Annotated in this window: 18 protein-coding genes; 7 read left to right on the top strand and 11 right to left on the bottom strand. The window is 59.6% G+C overall.

Translation table 11 applies throughout. The annotated features are described in order from the left end of the window. Window positions 1–2: 2 nt before the first annotated feature. The 4 genes from ASD00_RS13785 to ASD00_RS13770 all read right to left on the bottom strand — a co-directional run bounded on the left by ASD00_RS13785 (window position 3) and on the right by ASD00_RS13770 (window position 3,512). On the bottom strand, window positions 3–191 hold the full coding sequence (locus ASD00_RS13785; RefSeq protein WP_025430285.1) for a hypothetical protein: 189 nt from the start codon (window positions 189–191) through the stop codon (window positions 3–5). Continuing rightward, a complete protein-coding gene (locus ASD00_RS13780) occupies window positions 188–1,129 on the bottom strand; it encodes a carbohydrate ABC transporter permease (protein WP_025430286.1) in 942 nt (313 codons plus the stop codon). Before ASD00_RS13780 ends, ASD00_RS13785 begins: the two co-directional genes overlap by 4 nt. Beyond that, complete coding sequence (locus ASD00_RS13775; protein ID WP_025430287.1) at window positions 1,126–2,073, bottom strand: sugar ABC transporter permease; 948 nt, start codon at window positions 2,071–2,073, stop codon at window positions 1,126–1,128. The genes ASD00_RS13780 and ASD00_RS13775 overlap by 4 nt, the downstream gene beginning before the upstream one ends. Before the next feature lie 101 nt (window positions 2,074–2,174). Continuing rightward, the gene (locus tag ASD00_RS13770; protein ID WP_057207165.1) at window positions 2,175–3,512 is read right to left on the bottom strand and encodes an extracellular solute-binding protein; all 1,338 of its coding nucleotides are present in this window, start codon (window positions 3,510–3,512) and stop codon (window positions 2,175–2,177) included. A 275-nt stretch (window positions 3,513–3,787) separates the two neighbouring features. Here ASD00_RS13770 and ASD00_RS13765 point away from each other — a divergent pair, with 275 nt between their 5' ends. Further along, complete coding sequence (locus tag ASD00_RS13765; protein WP_057207324.1) at window positions 3,788–4,810, top strand: LacI family DNA-binding transcriptional regulator; 1,023 nt, start codon at window positions 3,788–3,790, stop codon at window positions 4,808–4,810. Beyond that, the gene (locus tag ASD00_RS42485; protein ID WP_348272064.1) at window positions 4,743–5,135 is read left to right on the top strand and encodes a hypothetical protein; all 393 of its coding nucleotides are present in this window, start codon (window positions 4,743–4,745) and stop codon (window positions 5,133–5,135) included. The genes ASD00_RS13765 and ASD00_RS42485 overlap by 68 nt, the downstream gene beginning before the upstream one ends. On the opposite strand, the gene ASD00_RS13760 is transcribed toward ASD00_RS42485, so the two are convergent. Then, entirely contained in the window at window positions 5,115–5,312 is a 198-nt protein-coding gene (locus tag ASD00_RS13760) for a hypothetical protein (protein WP_156408447.1), read from the bottom strand. The two genes, ASD00_RS42485 and ASD00_RS13760, sit on opposite strands and share 21 nt — an antisense overlap. 21 nt (window positions 5,313–5,333) lie before the next feature. On the opposite strand from ASD00_RS13760, the gene ASD00_RS39985 reads away from it, so the two are divergent. Beyond that, window positions 5,334–5,708, top strand: coding sequence for a hypothetical protein (locus tag ASD00_RS39985; protein ID WP_156585553.1), 375 nt, complete (start codon window positions 5,334–5,336; stop codon window positions 5,706–5,708). Window positions 5,709–5,984: 276 nt separating this feature from the next. On the opposite strand, the gene ASD00_RS13755 is transcribed toward ASD00_RS39985, so the two are convergent. The 6 genes from ASD00_RS13755 to ASD00_RS13730 form a co-directional block, all read right to left on the bottom strand. Beyond that, window positions 5,985–6,737, bottom strand: coding sequence for an ABC transporter ATP-binding protein (locus ASD00_RS13755; RefSeq protein WP_057207163.1), 753 nt, complete (start codon window positions 6,735–6,737; stop codon window positions 5,985–5,987). Continuing rightward, complete coding sequence (locus tag ASD00_RS13750; RefSeq protein WP_057207162.1) at window positions 6,734–7,585, bottom strand: ABC transporter ATP-binding protein; 852 nt, start codon at window positions 7,583–7,585, stop codon at window positions 6,734–6,736. Before ASD00_RS13750 ends, ASD00_RS13755 begins: the two co-directional genes overlap by 4 nt. Continuing rightward, a complete protein-coding gene (locus tag ASD00_RS13745) occupies window positions 7,582–8,484 on the bottom strand; it encodes an ABC transporter permease (protein WP_057207161.1) in 903 nt (300 codons plus the stop codon). The genes ASD00_RS13750 and ASD00_RS13745 overlap by 4 nt, the downstream gene beginning before the upstream one ends. Before the next feature lie 9 nt (window positions 8,485–8,493). Beyond that, the gene (locus ASD00_RS13740) at window positions 8,494–9,543 is read right to left on the bottom strand and encodes an ABC transporter permease (RefSeq protein WP_057207160.1); all 1,050 of its coding nucleotides are present in this window, start codon (window positions 9,541–9,543) and stop codon (window positions 8,494–8,496) included. 87 nt (window positions 9,544–9,630) lie between these two features. Next, window positions 9,631–11,217, bottom strand: coding sequence for an ABC transporter substrate-binding protein (locus tag ASD00_RS13735; protein WP_057207159.1), 1,587 nt, complete (start codon window positions 11,215–11,217; stop codon window positions 9,631–9,633). A 386-nt stretch (window positions 11,218–11,603) separates the two neighbouring features. Further along, window positions 11,604–12,230, bottom strand: a complete 627-nt coding sequence (locus ASD00_RS13730) for a cupin domain-containing protein (protein WP_057207158.1) — start codon at window positions 12,228–12,230, stop codon at window positions 11,604–11,606. Window positions 12,231–12,667: 437 nt separating this feature from the next. Here ASD00_RS13730 and ASD00_RS13725 point away from each other — a divergent pair, with 437 nt between their 5' ends. From ASD00_RS13725 to ASD00_RS13710, 4 genes are read left to right on the top strand one after another with little or no spacing between them, the layout of a single operon-like run. Further along, the gene (locus ASD00_RS13725) at window positions 12,668–13,273 is read left to right on the top strand and encodes an ABC transporter permease (protein ID WP_244496047.1); all 606 of its coding nucleotides are present in this window, start codon (window positions 12,668–12,670) and stop codon (window positions 13,271–13,273) included. Next, a complete protein-coding gene (locus ASD00_RS13720; protein WP_156585549.1) occupies window positions 13,270–14,925 on the top strand; it encodes an ABC transporter ATP-binding protein in 1,656 nt (551 codons plus the stop codon). The genes ASD00_RS13725 and ASD00_RS13720 overlap by 4 nt, the downstream gene beginning before the upstream one ends. Beyond that, window positions 14,912–16,372 carry an amidase gene (locus ASD00_RS13715; protein WP_057207156.1) on the top strand — a complete coding sequence of 487 codons (1,461 nt, stop codon included), beginning with the start codon at window positions 14,912–14,914 and terminating at the stop codon, window positions 16,370–16,372. Before ASD00_RS13720 ends, ASD00_RS13715 begins: the two co-directional genes overlap by 14 nt. Window positions 16,373–16,377: 5 nt before the next feature. Further along, entirely contained in the window at window positions 16,378–17,298 is a 921-nt protein-coding gene (locus ASD00_RS13710; RefSeq protein ID WP_239637612.1) for a MurR/RpiR family transcriptional regulator, read from the top strand. Window positions 17,299–17,308 lie beyond the last annotated feature (10 nt).

Below are 17,308 nucleotides of genomic sequence, written 5' to 3'. Positions count from 1 at the left end.
GGTTACTCCGGAAAATGGCTGACGATGATGAACATGACAGTGCCCACCAGGGTCACGATGAACGAGTAGGAAAACATCGACAGTGCGAACGGCTGCATCAGCATGAACACCCCGAGCGCGATGAGGATCGAAGCGACCATTTCCCATGCGCCGCGCCGGAACCCGCGCAACCCCTTGATAAATTCGGTCATTTGCGAACGGCTCCGAATGTGATGCCACGCAACAGGTGTTTGCGAAGGACAATCGTGAAAATCATGACGGGAACGAGAAACAACGTTGCACCCGCTGCCACGGCCGGCCAGTCCTGGCCGCCGACGCCGATGATCGTGGGAATGAAGGGTGGTGCCGTCTGGGCTGTGCCCGAGGTCAAAAGAACGGCGAAGGCATATTCGTTCCAGGCGAAGATCAGGCAGAAGATCGCTGTCGAGGCAATGCCGGTCATGGCTTGCGGAAGGACGACCTTGTAAAAGGCCTGAAAGCGGGTGTAGCCATCGATCAGCGCCGCTTCCTCGTATTCGATCGGGATTTCGTCGATAAAGCCCTTAAGCAGCCAGACCGCCAGCGACAGGTTGACCGCCGTGTAGAGCAGGATCATGCCGAGATGGGTGTCGTTGAGGCCAAGCGAGCGGAACATCAGGAAGATCGGGATCGCCACGGCAATCGGTGGCATCATGCGCGTCGACAGGATGAAGAACAGCAGGTCATCCTTGAGCGGTACCTTGAAGCGGGAGAAGGCGTAGGCCGCGGCAGTGCCCAAGACGATGCACAGCACCGTCGAACCGAAGCCGATGATGATCGAATTCCAGAACCGTTCCATGAAACGCGATGGGCCGGCGATGATAAAGCCATCCTTGCGCACGATGCGGTCGTACCAGGTCGTCGGTTCCCCAAGGGCTTTGACATCCTCTTCCGTTGCCCGCGTGCGGGTGGTGAAGAGGTTCACATATCCTTCGAGGGTTGGCGAAAAGAACGTTTTGGGCGGATAGGCGATGGCATCGGAGGGCGACTTGAAGCTTGTTCCGATGATCCACAGGAGCGGCAGGATCGTGATCAGGGCGTAAAGGACCACAAGCGTTCCCGCGAACAATTTCTGGCGACCCGAAGGTTCTGTTACGGAATAGCTGCTCATCTCTGTTTCACCTTGTTCAGGGCTTTGACGTAGATCGATGCGAGACCGAAGACCGTCACGAAGAGGATGACCGCGTAGGCGGAGGCATACCCCGTGCGCCATTTTTCGAAGGCTTCGCGCTTCAGGTTGATGGACGTCAGCTCAGTGGTCGACCCGGGACCGCCGCCCGTCAGTTGCACCACAAGGTCGAACATCTTGAAGTTTTCAATGCCGCGGAAGAGGATCGCCAGCATCAGAAACGGAAGGACCAGGGGAATTGTGATCGTCCAGAACTGCCGCCATTTGCTGGCCCGGTCGCATTCCGCCGCTTCATAGATGCTGCCAGGGATGGACCGTAGCCCCGCCAGGCAAATCAGCATGACGAAAGGCGTCCACATCCAGGTATCGACGATTACGATGGCCCACGGTGCCAGCGGCACGTCGCCGATCATCGAAAAGGCGGACGGGTCGGCTCCAGTCAAGAACCCCACGGCGTAATTGAACAGGCCGATCTGCGGCTGGTAGAGAAATGTCCAGAAGTTGCCGACAACCGCCGGGCTCAACATCATCGGCAGCACGATGATCGTCGTCCACATGTCGTTGCCGCGAAATTTCTTGTTGATCAGATAGGCCAGCGCGAAGCCAATCAGAACCTGGAGGACGATCGTCCAGATCAGGAAATGGGCCGTCGCCTGCATCGTCAACCAGACGTCCGAGTCTGTCAGGATATTGATGTAGTTCTTGAGCCCGACGAAACTGACCTCGGCATTCGGCCGATTGACCCGAAAATTGGTAAAGCTCAGCCGGATTGTCCAAATCAACGGAAAGATGTTGACGGCGAGCAACAGGAAGATCGACGGTGCCACGAAAAGCCAGGCAATGGCCCGATCCGAGAGCCCTTGAATGCGTTTGGCAACCACAGGCGGTGTTGCGCGTGCCGCCCGTTCGATCGATGAATCGAGCATGGTAGTCCCCTAAATCATATGCAGATTGGTTCGCAGGACCGGCTAAAGAGCGCCGGTCCTGCACAGACATCTGAAGCCGCGGGGAGGTACGCGGTCAGTGTCTAGTATTTGCCTTCGTCGTCGAAGATCTCGGTCCAATCGGCAGCCAAGCCGTCAAGCGCTTCCTTGGCCGTGCCCTGACCGGCGACGACGTAGTTGTGGAAGCGTTTTTGCGAGGCCTGTAGAAGCGAAGCATAGGATGGCTCCGCCCAGAAGTCCTTCACGATTGCCATGGAATCCAGAAAGGTCTGCGCATAAGGCTGGCTCTTGGCGAAGCCGGGGTCTTCAACGACTGCGCGCAATGCGGAATAGCCACCCAGCTGCCACCATTTGGCCTGGATATCGGGCTGAGCAAACCATTTGATATATTCAAGGGCAGCATCCTGCTTGTCGGATGCTGCGACCACGGAGATACCCTGGCCGCCCAACTGCGCGAACTGCACGCCGTCGGGGCCGGCCGGATTCGCGAAATAACCAGACTTGTCGCCACCGACTTTGGGATCGGCATGGATGCCGGGCCAGGTGAAGGCGAAGTTCATTTGCAGGGCAACCTGGCCGGACTTGTAAGCATCGATGTTCTCGGACATGTAGGCGTCGGACGATCCGGGAGGAGCGCAGCAATTGTAAAGCTCCTTGTAGAATTCCAGACCTTTCACGGACTTGTCTGAATTGACATACCCTTCGAGCTCATAGGGCTTGTCCGGATTCTGATATTCGAAGCCGAAGCTGTAGAGCACGTCCATCGCGCCCATTGTGATGCCCTCGGATCCGCGCTCGGTATAGATCGCGGCGCCGTAAACCTTGTTGCCGTCGATCTCGCGATTCTGGAAAAACGCGGCGATATCTTTGAGTTCTGCGAACGTCTTCGGCACGGCAAGATCGCGGCCGTATTTCTGCTTGAATTCCGCCTGCAGTTCAGGGCGAGAGAACCAATCCTTGCGATAGCTCCAGCCAACGACGTCACCGAAGGCAGGCAGCGCCCAGTAGTTCGGCGAACCCTTCGGCCACTCGGCATAACCTGTAACGGTCGCCGGGATGAAATCGCTCATCTTGATGCCTTCCTTGCCAAAGAAGTCATTGAGCTTGACGTATTGGCCGTTTTCCGCCGCGCCGCCGATCCACTGGCTATCGCCGATCATCAGGTCGCAGAGCTTGCCGCCGGAATTCAGCTCATTGAGCATACGGTCGGCGAAGTTCGGCCACGGCACGAATTCGAAACTCATCTTGTGGCCGGACTTGGCCTCGAAGTCCTTGCTGAGCGCAACAAGCGCATTGGCCGGATCCCAGGAAGCCCAGCACAGCGTCAAATCCTCGGCCTGCGCCGGCGCGGTTGCGCCCAGCGTCAAAAATGCGGTTGCAACACCGGCGCCAAACGCCGACTTCAAATATGAAACTGTCATGGAAATCTCCTCCAGCGTGACACTCCGACCTCCATCGGTACGTGCCTCGCGCTCTCAACGAGTTGCGACAGACTCGAAGATTCGCCCTCCTTGGAGCGACCCTCCCCTCCAGCGTCGGCGCACTCCTCTGGCCGCTGCTGTTGTCAATCATATAACTGAGGTGCGCACCTCAGTGCAAGGTTTTTTTGAGGTGCGCACCTCAATTTCTTGCTTTTTCGCTTGTGCTGTTGGAAAAGAGGCGGTGGGCGGCAACAGGAGGATGGTGAAAAAAGATGATGCGACCGACGGCGAAAGACCTGGCGGAAGCAGCCGGATTGAGTTTGGCGACAGTCGATCGCGTTTTGAACGACCGGCCGAATGTCAGTGCTGGAGCCGTACGAAAAGTGAACGAAGCCATTGAACGAATTGGTTTTTTTCGCAATCCGGCGGCTGTTGTCCTGGCTCGCAACAAGCTCTACCGCTTTCGCTTCGTTCTCCCAAGCAAAGGCGATCAATATCTTCTGGAGCTGCTGCAACGTGTTCGGGAGGCAAGTCAAACGCTCAAATCCGAGTTGACGGAAATAACCGTCGATCAAATTCCAACGGACGATCCGCATCAGCTTTCACGGCATCTGGCCTCGATCGAACACGAAGAGGTGGATGGCGTCGCCGTCATGGCGCCTGAGTCACCACAGGTGCGCGACGCGCTCAGCCGGCTGATGCTGCGCGGCATTCATCTGGTCCAGTTTTTGTCCGGACAGGAAAAGTTGGAAACTGCAGACTTTGTTGGCGTTGACAACTTCGCAGCCGGTGCAACAGCGGGCAAGATCATTGGCCGGTTCCTCGGCCGGGAAGTCGGCAAGATCATGATCGTCGCGGAAACCATGGTGGCGCGCGACAGTATCGAGCGCCGCCGCGGCTTTGACAGCATCATCAATCAGCAGTTCCCTCACCTGACGAACCTGCCGTCGCTCGAGACCTATGGGGATGAACGGCGGGCGGCGGCGATTATACGGCAAGTCATGGAACATAATCCGGATATCAGGGCCGCTTATGTCATGAGCCCGGAAAGCCGCGTGCCTGTTACGGCGATCAGGCAGCGTATGGACGCGCAAAAGATCGTCATCGTTGTCCACGAACGCACGCCCTTCAGCGAACAAGCTCTCCGCAACGACCAGATCGATACCATTATTGCACAGGACCCCGGGCACGCGGTGCGCAGCGCCATCCGCATCATGCGCGCTCGCACCGATGAGCGCGAGCCGATCGCGTCGCAGGAAAAGATCCGTATTGAGGTCTTACTCAAGGAGAATTTGTGATCGAGGGATGCGAGGGTGCCACTCTCTTGTGGCGTCGAACATCGCAACGCGACAGGTAGCATCCGCCTATCTGAAGACGATCGCCGAACAAGGATTGCTTCAAGAAATAGAGGTCGGCCGCGAAAATCTCAATGTTAAGCCGGCCTTGCTTTCGCTCCTGTCGAAATGCCCAGCTGATCTTTGCCCGGACCGGACGCAGGGAGCAGTCGCCCGGCGACAAAGGTCGCCAATCGACGCCAAGAACTGGGTTGGACGACGCTTCCTGGTGAGTTTCTGCTTGAAACCCGTGGGCCGGGCTTGGTCCCTAGCCGCGCTGAACCGCTAGGAAAACAGCTATAATCAAGAGCAGGAACAGCCCGGCTGCGGCCGCCGCTATGCCCAGGACAGCGAACCATGTCTGCGCGCTAAGAAGGCTTGGTCGCTGGCCGTCAGCCTTCTTCGTGCCGAGAAACGCCAAAGTTCCGAGGAGAACCGGCGTGCCTCCTCCAACGACCATCGCCATTGCGCCTTCCGGAGCAGTGGTTTGCCAGATCATTCCGAACAGGTAAATGCCGGCAATCGTCCCAACGATGAGGGCGCCAAAAATCAGAAGAATGCGCATTGCGACCCTTTCGACGACCAGACTTTGAAAGAGTCTACGCGAAAAAGATTTGGAGCGGCACTGTCGGTGTGGACCGCGATTTTCGCGGCGCTTCTGCTGGTCATATTGTCCAGCTTTGCACCGCAGCAGATTGACACCCGTGTCAGGATCAAGACAGGATCCTCTATCTCTTCAAAGGCCCACTTGCGCGGCGAGAGTCTGCCCGCGCATAACGCTTCAGGGTTGACCGGGCATTCGAAGTTGACGTCAATGGTGGCCACGGGTGACGAAGGTGCCGGAACGAATTCACTGTTTTGAGATACCCAAAGACACCTGGTACGCGGCAATTTTTGCACTGAGAGACCAAGGATGGTCTCTCGATATGGGTGGCGGTCTCGACCATTCATGGGCGGTGCTTGAACGAGAAGGCATTCGCATAGAGATGGAATACGATATCTGGAGCGAGGGAGAGATGGTCGTAGCCGCCGGTGACCTAGTGAAATTGAGAGCCAATTTTCCAACGACCGTCCTTGTGGAATTGGGATTGATTTGAGGGAGGCGCGGAAGGGCCCGTGGCCCAAGGAGATCGCCTCCTCATTCGTTGGCTAGCGCACCTTGCGCCCTGTGGTGGCTCGCCCGGAACAGCGTTCGGGTATAGTCGTGCTGCATATCGCCGGAGCGCAATTGCGCGCGGGTCAGCGTTTCGACCGGGCGGGCGTTCTGCATCACCATCAGCCGGTCGCACATGTAGGAGATGACCGCAAGGTCGTGGCTGACGATCACGAAAGTCAGGTTCAGCTCCCGGCGGAGCCGGTTCAGGAGGTTGAGGATTTCGGCCTGGACCGAAACGTCGAGCGCCGAGGTCGGCTCGTCGAGCAGGAGCAAGCGGGGGGAGAGCGACAGTGCGCGGGCGATCGCCACGCGCTGCCGCTGTCCGCCGGAAAGCTCGTGCGGGAAGCGGAAACGGTGCGCAGCCGTCAGGCCGATCATTTCCAGGAGCTCGACTGTGCGGGCGTCGACGTCCGACATGCGGTTGATCCACATCGGCTCGGCGATCGCCCGGCCGATTGTGTAGCGGGGATGGAGTGAGGCGTAGGGATCCTGGAACACCATCTGCGCCACGTGCACCAGATCTCGCCGTCGCCCCTTGCGCGGGTCGATGCCCCCGATGCGGATATCGCCGGTCCAGCGGGGCGTAAGGCCCATGAGGGTGCGCAGCACGGTCGACTTGCCCGATCCGCTTTCGCCGACGAGGCCGAAGCTCTCGCCGGCTGCCACCGACAGGCTGAGGTCTTGGACGGCCACCGCGCTGCCGAAATGGACGCTGAGATTGTCGATCCGGATCATGCACGCACCTCGTTCCAGCTTGCGTCCCGCTCCAGGGTTGGCAGCGGCGTCAGCGGCCCGTCGATGGCCGGCAGGCAGGCGATAAGCCCCCGCGTATAAGGATGCTTCGCTTCGTGCATCCGTCGCGCATCCAGTGTTTCGACGACCTGACCGGCATACATGACCAGCACCCGGTCGCAGAAGCGCGAGACGAGGTTGAGGTCGTGACTGATGAAGATCAACCCCATCCCGCGGCGTTGGACAAGCTCCTCCATGATCTCCAGCACCTGGGCCTGCACCGTCACATCGAGGGCGGACGTGGGCTCGTCGGCGATCAGCAGCTCCGGTTCGCGCACCACCATCATCGCGATCATCACGCGTTGGCCCATGCCGCCGGAAAGCTCGTGCGGGTAGAGATCGAACACCCGCTCCGGCGCACGGATGTGCACGGCTTCCAGCACCTCCAGCACCTTCCTGCGTATCGCCGCGCGGGGCAGCGAACGATCGCCGAGCCGGATGGCTTCCGCGATCTGCTTGCCGACGCGCATGACCGGATTGAGCGAGAATTTCGGGTCCTGCAGGATCATTCCCATGCGGCTGCCGCGCAAGTGACGGCGCAGCCGCGGCGTGGCCGTCAGGAGATCGATGCCGGCAAAGGACATGGCTTCGGCCGACACCCGCGCATGGCCGGGCAGCACGCCCATCAACGCCCGGCTGGAAAGGCTCTTACCGGAACCACTTTCGCCGACGATGCCGAGCTTCTCCCGGCCGACACTGAATGACACGCCCTTGACCGCTTCGATGATCCCACCGCCCTCGCCGACAAAACCGACGCGCAGGTTTTCTACGTTCACAAGTGTCTCGCTCATGCGCGCCTCCTGAGGTGTGGATCAAGCAGGTCGCGCATGGCGTCCCCCAGAAGATTGAACCCGAGGCTGACGACGAAGATGGCAAAGCCGGGCATTGTTGCCACCCACCACTGGTCGAAGATGAACTTGCGGCCGGTCGAGATCATCGCGCCCCATTCCGGTAGCGGCGGCTGGGCGCCAAGACCGATGAAGCCGAGCCCCGCCGCCGTCAGGATGATGCCGGCCATGTCCAGCGTCATGCGTACGATGACCGACGAAAGGCACATGGGAATGACGTGGCAGAAGACGATGCGGAATTCGGACCCTCCGGCAAGCCGCACGGCATTGACATAGTCGCTGTCGCGCACGACGAGCGCTTCCGCCCGTGCCAGCCGCGCATAGGGCGGCCAGGCGGTGAGCGTGATCGCTAGCGCCGCATTGACGATGCCGGGGCCGAGCGCGGCGACGAAGGCGAGTGCCAGCAGCAGCTTGGGAACCGCCAGGAACACATCGGTTATGCGCATGAAAACCGCATCGACCCAGCCGCCGGACGTTCCCGCCACCGCGCCGATGACGAGGCCGATGGGGACCGATGTGGCGACGACCAGGCCGACGATCAGAAGGGTCAGGCGCGCACCAAAAAGGACGCGGGAGAAGATGTCGCGCCCCAGCTCGTCCGTGCCGAGCCAGTTCTCGCCGCTTGGCGGCGAGAGACGGCGCACGAGATCGGGCAGGTAGGGATCGTGCGAGGCGAGGAGCGGAGCGAAGACGGCGCTCAGCACCAGCACACCGAGGATGGCGAGGCCGAGCATGCCGAGCGGATTGCCCGCAAAGCGACGGGCGAACTGCCAGAATTCGCCGACGCGGGCACGCCGCAGCTGGCGCCGGCTGTCGGCAAGGGCAAGGTTCGTTGCGGTCATGGTGGCCTCCTACCGGCGACGAAGGTTGGAGCGCGGATCGAGCATCTGGTACAGCACGTCCGAGATCATGTTGAGCAGGATGAAGACGGTGCCGACAAGCACCGTGCCGCCGAGAACGGCGTTGACATCAGCCCGGAAGAGCGATGAGGCGATGTAGTTGCCGATGCCCGGCCAGGCGAAGACCGTCTCGACGAGCACCGAACCCTCGAGCAGGCCGCCATAGGAGAGCGCGATGACCGTCACGAGCGGGATCGCGGCATTGCGCAGCGCATGGAGCATGACGGTCCGATACTCCGTCGCCCCCTTGAGACGGGCCGTCAGCACATATTCCCTCGATAACTGGTCGAGCATCATCGAACGCGTCATGCGCGAGATATAGGCGAGGCTGTAATAGCCGAGCAGCACCGCCGGCAGCACGATATGGCTCCACGCATTGGCGAAGACCTCCCATTCGCCGGCAATCAACGAGTCGATCAGCAACGAACCCGTCACCGGCTTGACGATCCCCTGGAAGAAGATGTCGCTCTGCCCTGGTCCCGACACCCAGTCGAGCCTGGAATAGAAGACGAAGAGGCCGACCAGCCCGAGCCAGAAGATCGGCACGGAATAGCCGATAAGGCCGACGAAGCGTATGAGATAGTCCGGCCATCGGTCATGCCAGTAGGCGGCGGCGACCCCCACGGGTACGCCTACCAGCGTGCCAATCAGCAGACCGAGCGTCGCCAGCTCCAGCGTTGCCGGGAAGAAGCCGGCAAGGTCGGACAGCACGGGCCGATTGGTGACGAACGACGTACCGAAATCGCCTTGCACGAGCTTGCCGGCATAGACAAGGAATTGCTGCCAGAGGGGCTTGTCCAGCCCCATTTCGAGGAAGACGCGCTGGTAGACTTCCTCGCTCGCCTTCTGGCCGACCACCGAGAGGACCGGATCGATCGGCACCATGCGGCCGATGCAGAAGGTGAGCGCCACGAGGCCGAGCAGGGTGATGCCCACGGTCACGAACAGGAAAAGGATCCGGCCGGTGAAGCCGAGAACCCGGTTGAAGAGAACTGCCGGCACGACCCACTCCGGTTTGATTGTTTGCGATCGACGCTCGGCCGCGAACCGGGACCGAATCCCATTCGCGGCCGAGTGCTGTTCGGACGTTTACTTGCTCACGTTCCAGTAGCGGTCGTCGGAAAAGGTCTGCCCCAGGACGAGGCCCTTGACCGAGCTGCGCACCCCGACCTTGCGGACTTGCTGGAACATGTAGAGGAAGGGCGAAGTGTCGGTATGGGCCTTCTGCATTGCCTGATACATGGCCTGCCGCTTCACCGTATCCTGCTCGCGAACAGCCGCCATCGCATCTTGCGACAGTTTTCCGGCATCCCAGCCGAAACGGTCGGCGAGACCGGTGGAGCCATCCGGCGCGTCCTTCTTGTTGACGGCGAAAGCCTTGGCGTTGGAATGCGGGTCGGGATAGTCAGGTCCCCACAGGCCGAACCAGATGTCGAGGCTTGCCGAGCGGTAGCGCTCCAGCCATTGCTGGCCATCGACCACCTCCAGATTGAGCTTGACGCCCGCCTGCGCCATGGTCGCCTGGATGGCCTGTGCAAAGTCCGTGTAGGGCGGCGTGTTCCAGACGACGGAATCCAGCGTGAACTCGCCGGAAACGCCGGCCTCGCCGAGCAGCTTCTTGGCCTTCTCGATGTCCGGCTTGTAGGGGTTGTAGTCGATCGCACCGAGGAAGCCCTTCGGCACCAGCGTCTGGTGCACCTCCATCGTGCCGCGTGAGATCGTGTCGACGATACCTTGATAGTCCACGAGATACTTCAGTGCCTCGACGACCTTGGGCTTGGCCAGATACTCGTTCCGCACATTCAGGCCCATGTAGTAGATCGTGCCCGAACGGCCGTCGACGAAGCCGACATCCGCATTGTCCTCCAGCGCGCCGAAATCATCGGGGCCGAGTTTGTTGGCGATGTCGATGTCACCCTTTTCGAGCAGCAGGCGCTGGGCCGCGCTTTCCGGAATGTGCTGGAGGAAGATGCGCTCCAGCCCACCGGTTTCGCCGGCATAGTTCGGGTTGCGGGTCAGTAGGATCGATTGCTTCGGCTCCCAGCGCGTCAGCACATAGGGGCCAGAGCCGGCGGAATTTTCGGCCTTCAGCCATGCATTGCCGAAGTCGCCGCTGACCTCGTGCTCCTGCACAAGCTTGGAATCGACGATGCCGCCCACATAGGAAGACAGGCAGTAGTAGAGGAACGAGGGTGCATAGGTGTCGCCGATCTCGATGACCAGCGTCATGTCGTCGGTCGCCTTGATGCGTTCGTTGGCGTTTTCCGGCGTGAAGCCGAACTGGGTAAGGATGAAGGCTGAGCGCGACTTCATCTGGACCACGCGGCGCAGCGAATATTCCGCATCCTTCGCCGTCACCGGATTGCCGGAGGCGAACTTCAGCCCCGGGCGCATCTTGAACGTATAGGTCTTGCCGTCGGGCGAGGCCGTCCACGTTTCGGCGAGCACGCCGATGATCTTGCTGGAATCGTCGGGCGCGACGCTCACCAGCGGCTGATAAATCTGGTTCGCGGCGAGAACGCCGCCGAGTTCCGATACTTCACCAGGATCGAGCGTGATGATGTCGTCGATGGTGTCGGCCACGACGAGCGTGTTCTTCGGCGTTTCGGCCAGCGCATGAGTCGTCGCCAGCGCCAGCGCCACCATCGCTCCGCTTACCAGTCTTTGTACGCGCATGTTTCCTCCTTCAGCCGGCCAGGATTTCACCTGGTGCCGCCTGCTCCCGTGTTATTGTTCTGGAATTGCATTCCCGCGCAGCTGCACGGGCCTTGATCGTCCCACCTTGCGGGCTGGCCCTGTCACGAGGCATGGAACCGGCAAGGCAGCGTTTACCGGATCGGGCGACCTCCACCTCCCGTTCCGATACTTTAGTCAGGCTAAAGTTTATGATGGTCGCTTGTCAATCGCCTTCGTGAGAATTTCGTCTGAAACAAGCTCAAATCCGACACCTACAGCGCCGCGCGTCTTATTAGACACGCAAAGGTCGCTGTAGCACTTTGAACTGCTGCATGTTTTGATCCTTAAATCGAATAGGATTTGAGGAAACATGCAGTAACGGCCAGTCACCGCTCCGGTATGATCCGCGTCGTTCCAACCCATAGTTCCCTCGCCTCGCCGGGACCGACATTGCAGGCGCGATGCGGCAGCGAGGCGGGAAAGTGCAGCGTGTCCCCCGCCGTCAGTCGGTATTGCCTGTCACCGACCTCGTAGAGCATCTCGCCCTCGATCAGATACAGGAAATCCTCGCCTTCGTGACGCGTCAACTCGGAGACATAGCCGGGTGGCATGTGCGTGATGCAGCTGTTGAGCCGAGCATCGGGAAAGCCGCGCTGCAACAGTTGATATACCCGCTCCTCCGCCTCGATGCTGTAACCGTGCCGTTCGCTGGCATGCGAGACCATGGAATAGGTGGGATGTGGCACCTGCTGCAGAAAGGCCTCCACGCTGGCGCCGAGGGCAGAGGCAAGGTTGTAGAGCGAGATCAGCGAGGGCGTCGAAAGACCGCGCTCGATCTGGCTGATGAAGCCCTCGCTGAGCCCAACCTCAAACGCGACCTGTCGCATCGTCTTGCCGATCTCCTTGCGCCTTTGCCGAAGCGCGCGGCCAAGTGAAACGGCGGGCGGAAATTGTGGAGAAATGGGGAACTGCCCGACGCCCTTCTGCCGCGTCACCCGTTCGTCGAAGCTCATATCGTCTTTCCGCTTTGTCCTGATTTGAGGAAAAACTTTAGCTTCACTAAAGTCACCTGCGCAAGCCAAAACGACATGTGGCCGCATTCGACATTCATTCACGCGGGATTTCGCGCAGGTTTCATTTCCGTCAACAAGACAGGCGCCTGGGCTAACAGCGACCCGTGCGCGCGCCGTAACAGCCTTTGCTCAGCGGCTTTGGGCGGTGGAACGGTTCCAACACGCGTTCTCGTTCAGTCTACTGAATGCCTGTTCATCGCAAGATTTGATATTTTTTTATCGTTCATATTGACCAATGTTGGATTGCTAACATACTCTCACCCGAACAAGCCCGACTACCACCAAAAACGATCGACGCTGGGAGGCGCGGAAATGGGAACAGCAACAAGACTACCGCTCGTTGCGGCAACTTTATATCTAGGCGTTACGCAGCGCGCGTGGACCTGTTTCTTTGTGTCATCGGCGTCCTGCCTCCGCTTGTAATCGGCACCATCGTCGGGCTCTTCAGCGGTTACTTCGGAGGCATGGTCGATAGCGTCTTCATGCGGGTCTATGACCTTACGGTCGCCTTTCCATTTTTTGTCTTGGTTCTGGCAATCGTCGGCGTGATCGGACCGGGCCTCGTCAATTTTATCATCGCACTGACGATCGTCGGCTGGGTCAGCTACGCGCGTCTTGTCAGAGCCGAAGTCCTGACGGTTCGCGAAAGCGAATTCGTCCGCGCCGCCGAATGCCTCGGCTACCCGAGACGAGCGGTCCTTTTCCAACACGTTTTGCCGAACGCGATCGGACCAGTCATTGCCTATGCCGTAAGCGACGCCGTACTGGTCATGCTGGCCGGGGCGAGCTTTGGCTATCTCGGCATGGGCGCTCAGCCGCCGCTCGCAGAATGGGGCGTCATCATTGCCGACGGACAGGCGTTCATCCAGCAAGCATGGTGGATCTGCCTCTTCCCAGGTCTCGCGGCAATTTCACTCGGACTGGGCTTCGCCTTTCTCGGAGACGGTCTCGGCCAATGGCAGCGTCGGGAGGTGGCCGCATGAGCATGGCAAGCAAGCTCTCACCATTGATGGAGGTTGAAAACCTGTCGATCTCCTTCGGATCCCTCGATACTGTCAAAGGCGTGTCGTTTAGTGTCAATGCTGGCGAAATCCTCGGCATCGTCGGGGAAAGCGGGTCTGGGAAGTCCCTCACTTGCCGCGCGCTCATGGGCATTCTTCCGAGGACAGCAACAACCACGGGCGCTGTCCGGTTGGAGGGGCGAAGCCTTCTCGAACTTGGCGAGCCTGACTGGTGCTCGATCCGCGGCCGCGAACTCGGTATGATCTTCCAGAACCCCGCTTCACATCTCGACCCGCTCCGTCGCATCGGCAAGCAAGTCGCAGCACCGATGGTGCGGCATCTGGGAATATCGAAGCGCGAAGGAGAGCGGCGGACAATCCAGCTGCTTGAGGATGTTGGCATCGACGATGCGCACGCGCGATCGCGTTCTTATCCGCACGAATTCTCCGGTGGAATGAAACAGCGGGCCATGATCGCCGCTGCAATCGGCTGTGGACCGAAGCTACTGATCGCCGACGAGCCGACCACAGCACTAGACGTTACTGTCCAGGCGCGCATCCTTAAGCTTCTGCGCGATCTGAACCGAAATCGCGGCTTGTCGATCATCCTGATTTCTCATGATCTGGCCGCAATCGCCAGCACCTGCTCGCGCGTGATCGTCATGCGCAACGGAGAAATTGTTGAACAGGGCCCGACTGAGGAAATCATTAACCGCCCCAAAAGCAGCTACACACAGCTCCTGATCGCGTCGCAGCCAAACGGCTGGAGCAACACCGGTGATCAAGCGCCTGCATCGCGGTCCACCCCCCTGATCAGCGTTGACAAGCTTTCCGTGTCGTTCGTGCCGCGAGGCAATCTCCTAACCGGTTCGGCATCCAAACGAATCCCATTCCTTGCCCTGAACGAAGTCGATCTTCAGGTCAGCGCCGGAGAAACGGTGGGCATCGTCGGCGAAAGCGGATCGGGCAAGAGCACGCTCGCGCGGGCGATTGTACGGCAGAACAAGCCGAGCAATGGCGCGATCAGTTTCGATGGCAGCGATGTGCATGAGTTGAGCGGCGCGGAGCTCATGCGTTTCCAACGGCGCGTGCAAATGGTCTTCCAGAATCCGTACGATTCCCTCAACCCCCGAATGAGTGTCCGGGACGCCGTCGCCGAGCCGATATGGAGGCACGGCCTGTCAGACCGACGCTCGGCTCTAATGCGCGCAGACGACCTTCTGGAGATGGTCGAGCTGCCGAGGGCGTTGCGAGAGCGTCGCCCCCGACAGCTATCTGGCGGCCAATGCCAGCGTGTCGGCTTGGCCAGGGCACTCTCGCTAGAGCCAGAATTGTTGATCGCAGACGAAATCACGTCCGCTTTGGACGTGACAACACAGGCACAAATCCTGGAACTCCTGGGCAGACTTCAGCGCGAGCGGCAACTCGCATTGCTCTACATTTCCCACGATCTCGGCGTCGTCAACAGCATTTGCCAACGGGTCTATGTCTTTAAGGGAGGCAGGATCGTTGAGAGCGGCCCGACACAACAGGTCCTGAACAAGCCACAAGATAGCTACACCCGCGAGCTTGTCGGTTCAGTCACCCACCTAAAGCCCCATGCAAGACAAGGAATGTGCCATGCGCCTCGATGAGTACGTCACCTACGATGGCGTCGGCCTTGCGCAACTCTTGGCAAAGGGTGACGTAAGCCCGAGAGATTTGGGGCGGTGCATTACGAGCTCGGTGGCGGCAGTGAACTCAAAGATCAATGCCGTCATAGAACTGTACTCCGACGCCTTGGATTGCCTTCCGGAGAAGCCGGGCCCGGGCCCGTTCTACGGGATCCCGACACTGACAAAGGACTTTCCGGTCGAGGCGGGGCGCCCTGCCGAGTTCGGCAGTCGGCTTGCTGAGGGAAACCGGGCGACGCAGGACGCCGTTTATTGGGAACGACTTAGAAACGCGGGCCTGGTCAATGTCGGCCGTACGACCAGCTCGGAGTTCGGCGTGGCCGCAACGACAGAAACGCTGCTCTACGGCAACACCTCTAATCCATGGGATCCCAAGCGCGGCGTCGCGGGGTCAAGCGGCGGTGCGGCCGCGGCAGTTGCAGCGGGCATTGTGCCATTCGCGCAGGGCAGCGACGGTGGCGGATCGATCCGCAATCCCGCCTCCTTCTGTGGACTGATCGGGCTCAAACCCTCACGCGGGCGCATTACCGGATCTCCACGCGCCAACGCTCCGCTTCTGGGACTCGCCACGGCATTCATGTTGACAAGATCAATTCGCGACACGGCCCTCCTGCTGGATCTATCCAATGGCCCTGACGCTGGGGATGGATACGAGATTTGCAGGCCGACCAGCAGCTATAGCGAGACAATTCAGCGTCCGCCGAAGGGCTTGCGCATCGCACTCTGCACAGACTCCTGGTCGGGGTTCCAATGTGATCCCGAAGTCGTGAACGCTGTAAGAATGACGGCGGGACTGTTAGCTGCCCTTGGTCATCACGTCGTGGAAGCGCGGCCAGAATTCGACTACGCCGCGTTTCTCCATGCACAGAAAATCATCTGGGCAGCCGATAGCGCTTCGGGATTGTCGAAAATTGCAGAACACATGCAAAGGAAGCTCGGCCCTGAAACTGTTGGCACCACTGTCCTGGCCTTGCATCGCTACGGAACGACGCTTAGCGGCGCGGAACTGATCGGTGCGCTTGCCACTTATGACGATGTGACGCGCCAAATCGGCCGCTTCTTCAATCAATACGATCTCCTCTTGACGCCGACCAGCGCCATTCTGCCGGAGATCGTGGGGACATTTGACCCCGCGCGGCCGGAAATCGATGCGGACGATGTCTTCGCCGACCTCGAACCGAAGGAAACGTTTACAGCTCTTTTCAATGGCACTGGTCAGCCAGCAATCTCGCTTCCGACGGGAACATCCTCAGGCGGAATCCCTATCGGCAGCCAGCTGGTGGCCCGGTTCGGGCGCGAGGACTTGCTGCTTGCTGTCGGACGCCAGCTCGAAGAAGGTCTGGATCGTAACAACGGCATATGGGGGCAAGGATTTCCCCCTGTCTTTGCAGGTAGCATGCGGGAGTGATGACAGTGACATTTGCCAATGACGAAAGCTCGAACGAGGCTGGTGCGGAGAAGATCGACATTGAAGCGATCCTCCGCGCGCGCATGAACGAATTCTCTCCCTCGGAGCAGAGCCTCGCTGTCTACATGCTCGATAATGTTCAATTGTTGCCCTTTGAGACGGGCAGCACCATCGCGCGCGCAGTAGGCGTGAGCGAGATGACGGTGACGCGTTTCGTACGATCTCTTGGCTTTGAAAATCTTCGCGATCTGAAGAACCGGATGCGCAGCTCTGTTGTAGAGAGAGACGGAGAAGTCGATGACTACATGGCGCGTTTCCAGGTCCGCAACAGCCGACAGCAGGAACTCCAAGAGAGCTTGAAACTTGAGCTGGACGCGATCGTGAAGGCGTATGGGCTGACTGCGACTGAACAATGGGATGAGGCAGCAACGCTTCTTGCCAAGACCCGCCACGTCTATGTCGTCGGATTCCAGGCGTCCAAAGGTTTGGCGATGGATTTCTCGAGCCGCCTGCTATGGGCGCGCCCAAACGTTCTCTTCGCCGACAACGCTACAGGCACCTTTGGCGAAGTCCTCTCAAGCGATCCCAAACAGAGCGTGGTTGTACTGGTTGATACTGCCGCCTACGCCGCCCGAGGGATCAAGCTGGCTGACAAGCTCAAAGCATTCGGAATTCCACTTATCATTGTGACCGACCGCTACAGTCATTGGGGCTTCACCTACACGCCGCTTGTCTTTGAGGGGCACACACACGTGAAAACCTTCTGGGACTCGACGGCGAGCCTTGGAGTGATCCTCAACCTCATGATCGACTCTGTGGCTGTGAAGCTCGGCCCCAAGGCGAAGCGCAATTTTGCGACAATGAGCGAGATGGGTCAGTTGTTCGGCGAGTTCGTCGGCGGATCGTACCTAAGGCGAAAAGACTAGTAGTATCAAG

It is taken from the genome of Ensifer sp. Root31, assembly GCF_001424825.1.
Taxonomy (GTDB): domain Bacteria; phylum Pseudomonadota; class Alphaproteobacteria; order Rhizobiales; family Rhizobiaceae; genus Ensifer; species Ensifer canadensis.
This window is presented reverse-complemented; position numbering and strand designations above follow the sequence as displayed.

What these genes read in the sequence shown, in the direction of transcription:
- ASD00_RS13785 (WP_025430285.1), bottom strand. Translation starts at nt 191, where the DNA reads ATGACCGAATTTATCAAGGGGTTGCGCGGGTTCCGGCGCGGCGCATGG.
- ASD00_RS13780 (WP_025430286.1), bottom strand. Translation starts at nt 1,129, where the DNA reads ATGAGCAGCTATTCCGTAACAGAACCTTCGGGTCGCCAGAAATTGTTC.
- ASD00_RS13775 (WP_025430287.1), bottom strand. Translation starts at nt 2,073, where the DNA reads ATGCTCGATTCATCGATCGAACGGGCGGCACGCGCAACACCGCCTGTG.
- ASD00_RS13770 (WP_057207165.1), bottom strand. Translation starts at nt 3,512, where the DNA reads ATGACAGTTTCATATTTGAAGTCGGCGTTTGGCGCCGGTGTTGCAACC.
- ASD00_RS13765 (WP_057207324.1), top strand. Translation starts at nt 3,788, where the DNA reads ATGCGACCGACGGCGAAAGACCTGGCGGAAGCAGCCGGATTGAGTTTG.
- ASD00_RS42485 (WP_348272064.1), top strand. Translation starts at nt 4,743, where the DNA reads ATGAGCGCGAGCCGATCGCGTCGCAGGAAAAGATCCGTATTGAGGTCT.
- ASD00_RS13760 (WP_156408447.1), bottom strand. Translation starts at nt 5,312, where the DNA reads ATGGCGATGGTCGTTGGAGGAGGCACGCCGGTTCTCCTCGGAACTTTG.
- ASD00_RS13755 (WP_057207163.1), bottom strand. Translation starts at nt 6,737, where the DNA reads ATGATCCGGATCGACAATCTCAGCGTCCATTTCGGCAGCGCGGTGGCC.
- ASD00_RS13750 (WP_057207162.1), bottom strand. Translation starts at nt 7,585, where the DNA reads ATGAGCGAGACACTTGTGAACGTAGAAAACCTGCGCGTCGGTTTTGTC.
- ASD00_RS13745 (WP_057207161.1), bottom strand. Translation starts at nt 8,484, where the DNA reads ATGACCGCAACGAACCTTGCCCTTGCCGACAGCCGGCGCCAGCTGCGG.
- ASD00_RS13735 (WP_057207159.1), bottom strand. Translation starts at nt 11,217, where the DNA reads ATGCGCGTACAAAGACTGGTAAGCGGAGCGATGGTGGCGCTGGCGCTG.
- ASD00_RS13730 (WP_057207158.1), bottom strand. Translation starts at nt 12,230, where the DNA reads ATGAGCTTCGACGAACGGGTGACGCGGCAGAAGGGCGTCGGGCAGTTC.
- ASD00_RS13720 (WP_156585549.1), top strand. Translation starts at nt 13,270, where the DNA reads ATGAGCATGGCAAGCAAGCTCTCACCATTGATGGAGGTTGAAAACCTG.
- ASD00_RS13715 (WP_057207156.1), top strand. Translation starts at nt 14,912, where the DNA reads ATGCGCCTCGATGAGTACGTCACCTACGATGGCGTCGGCCTTGCGCAA.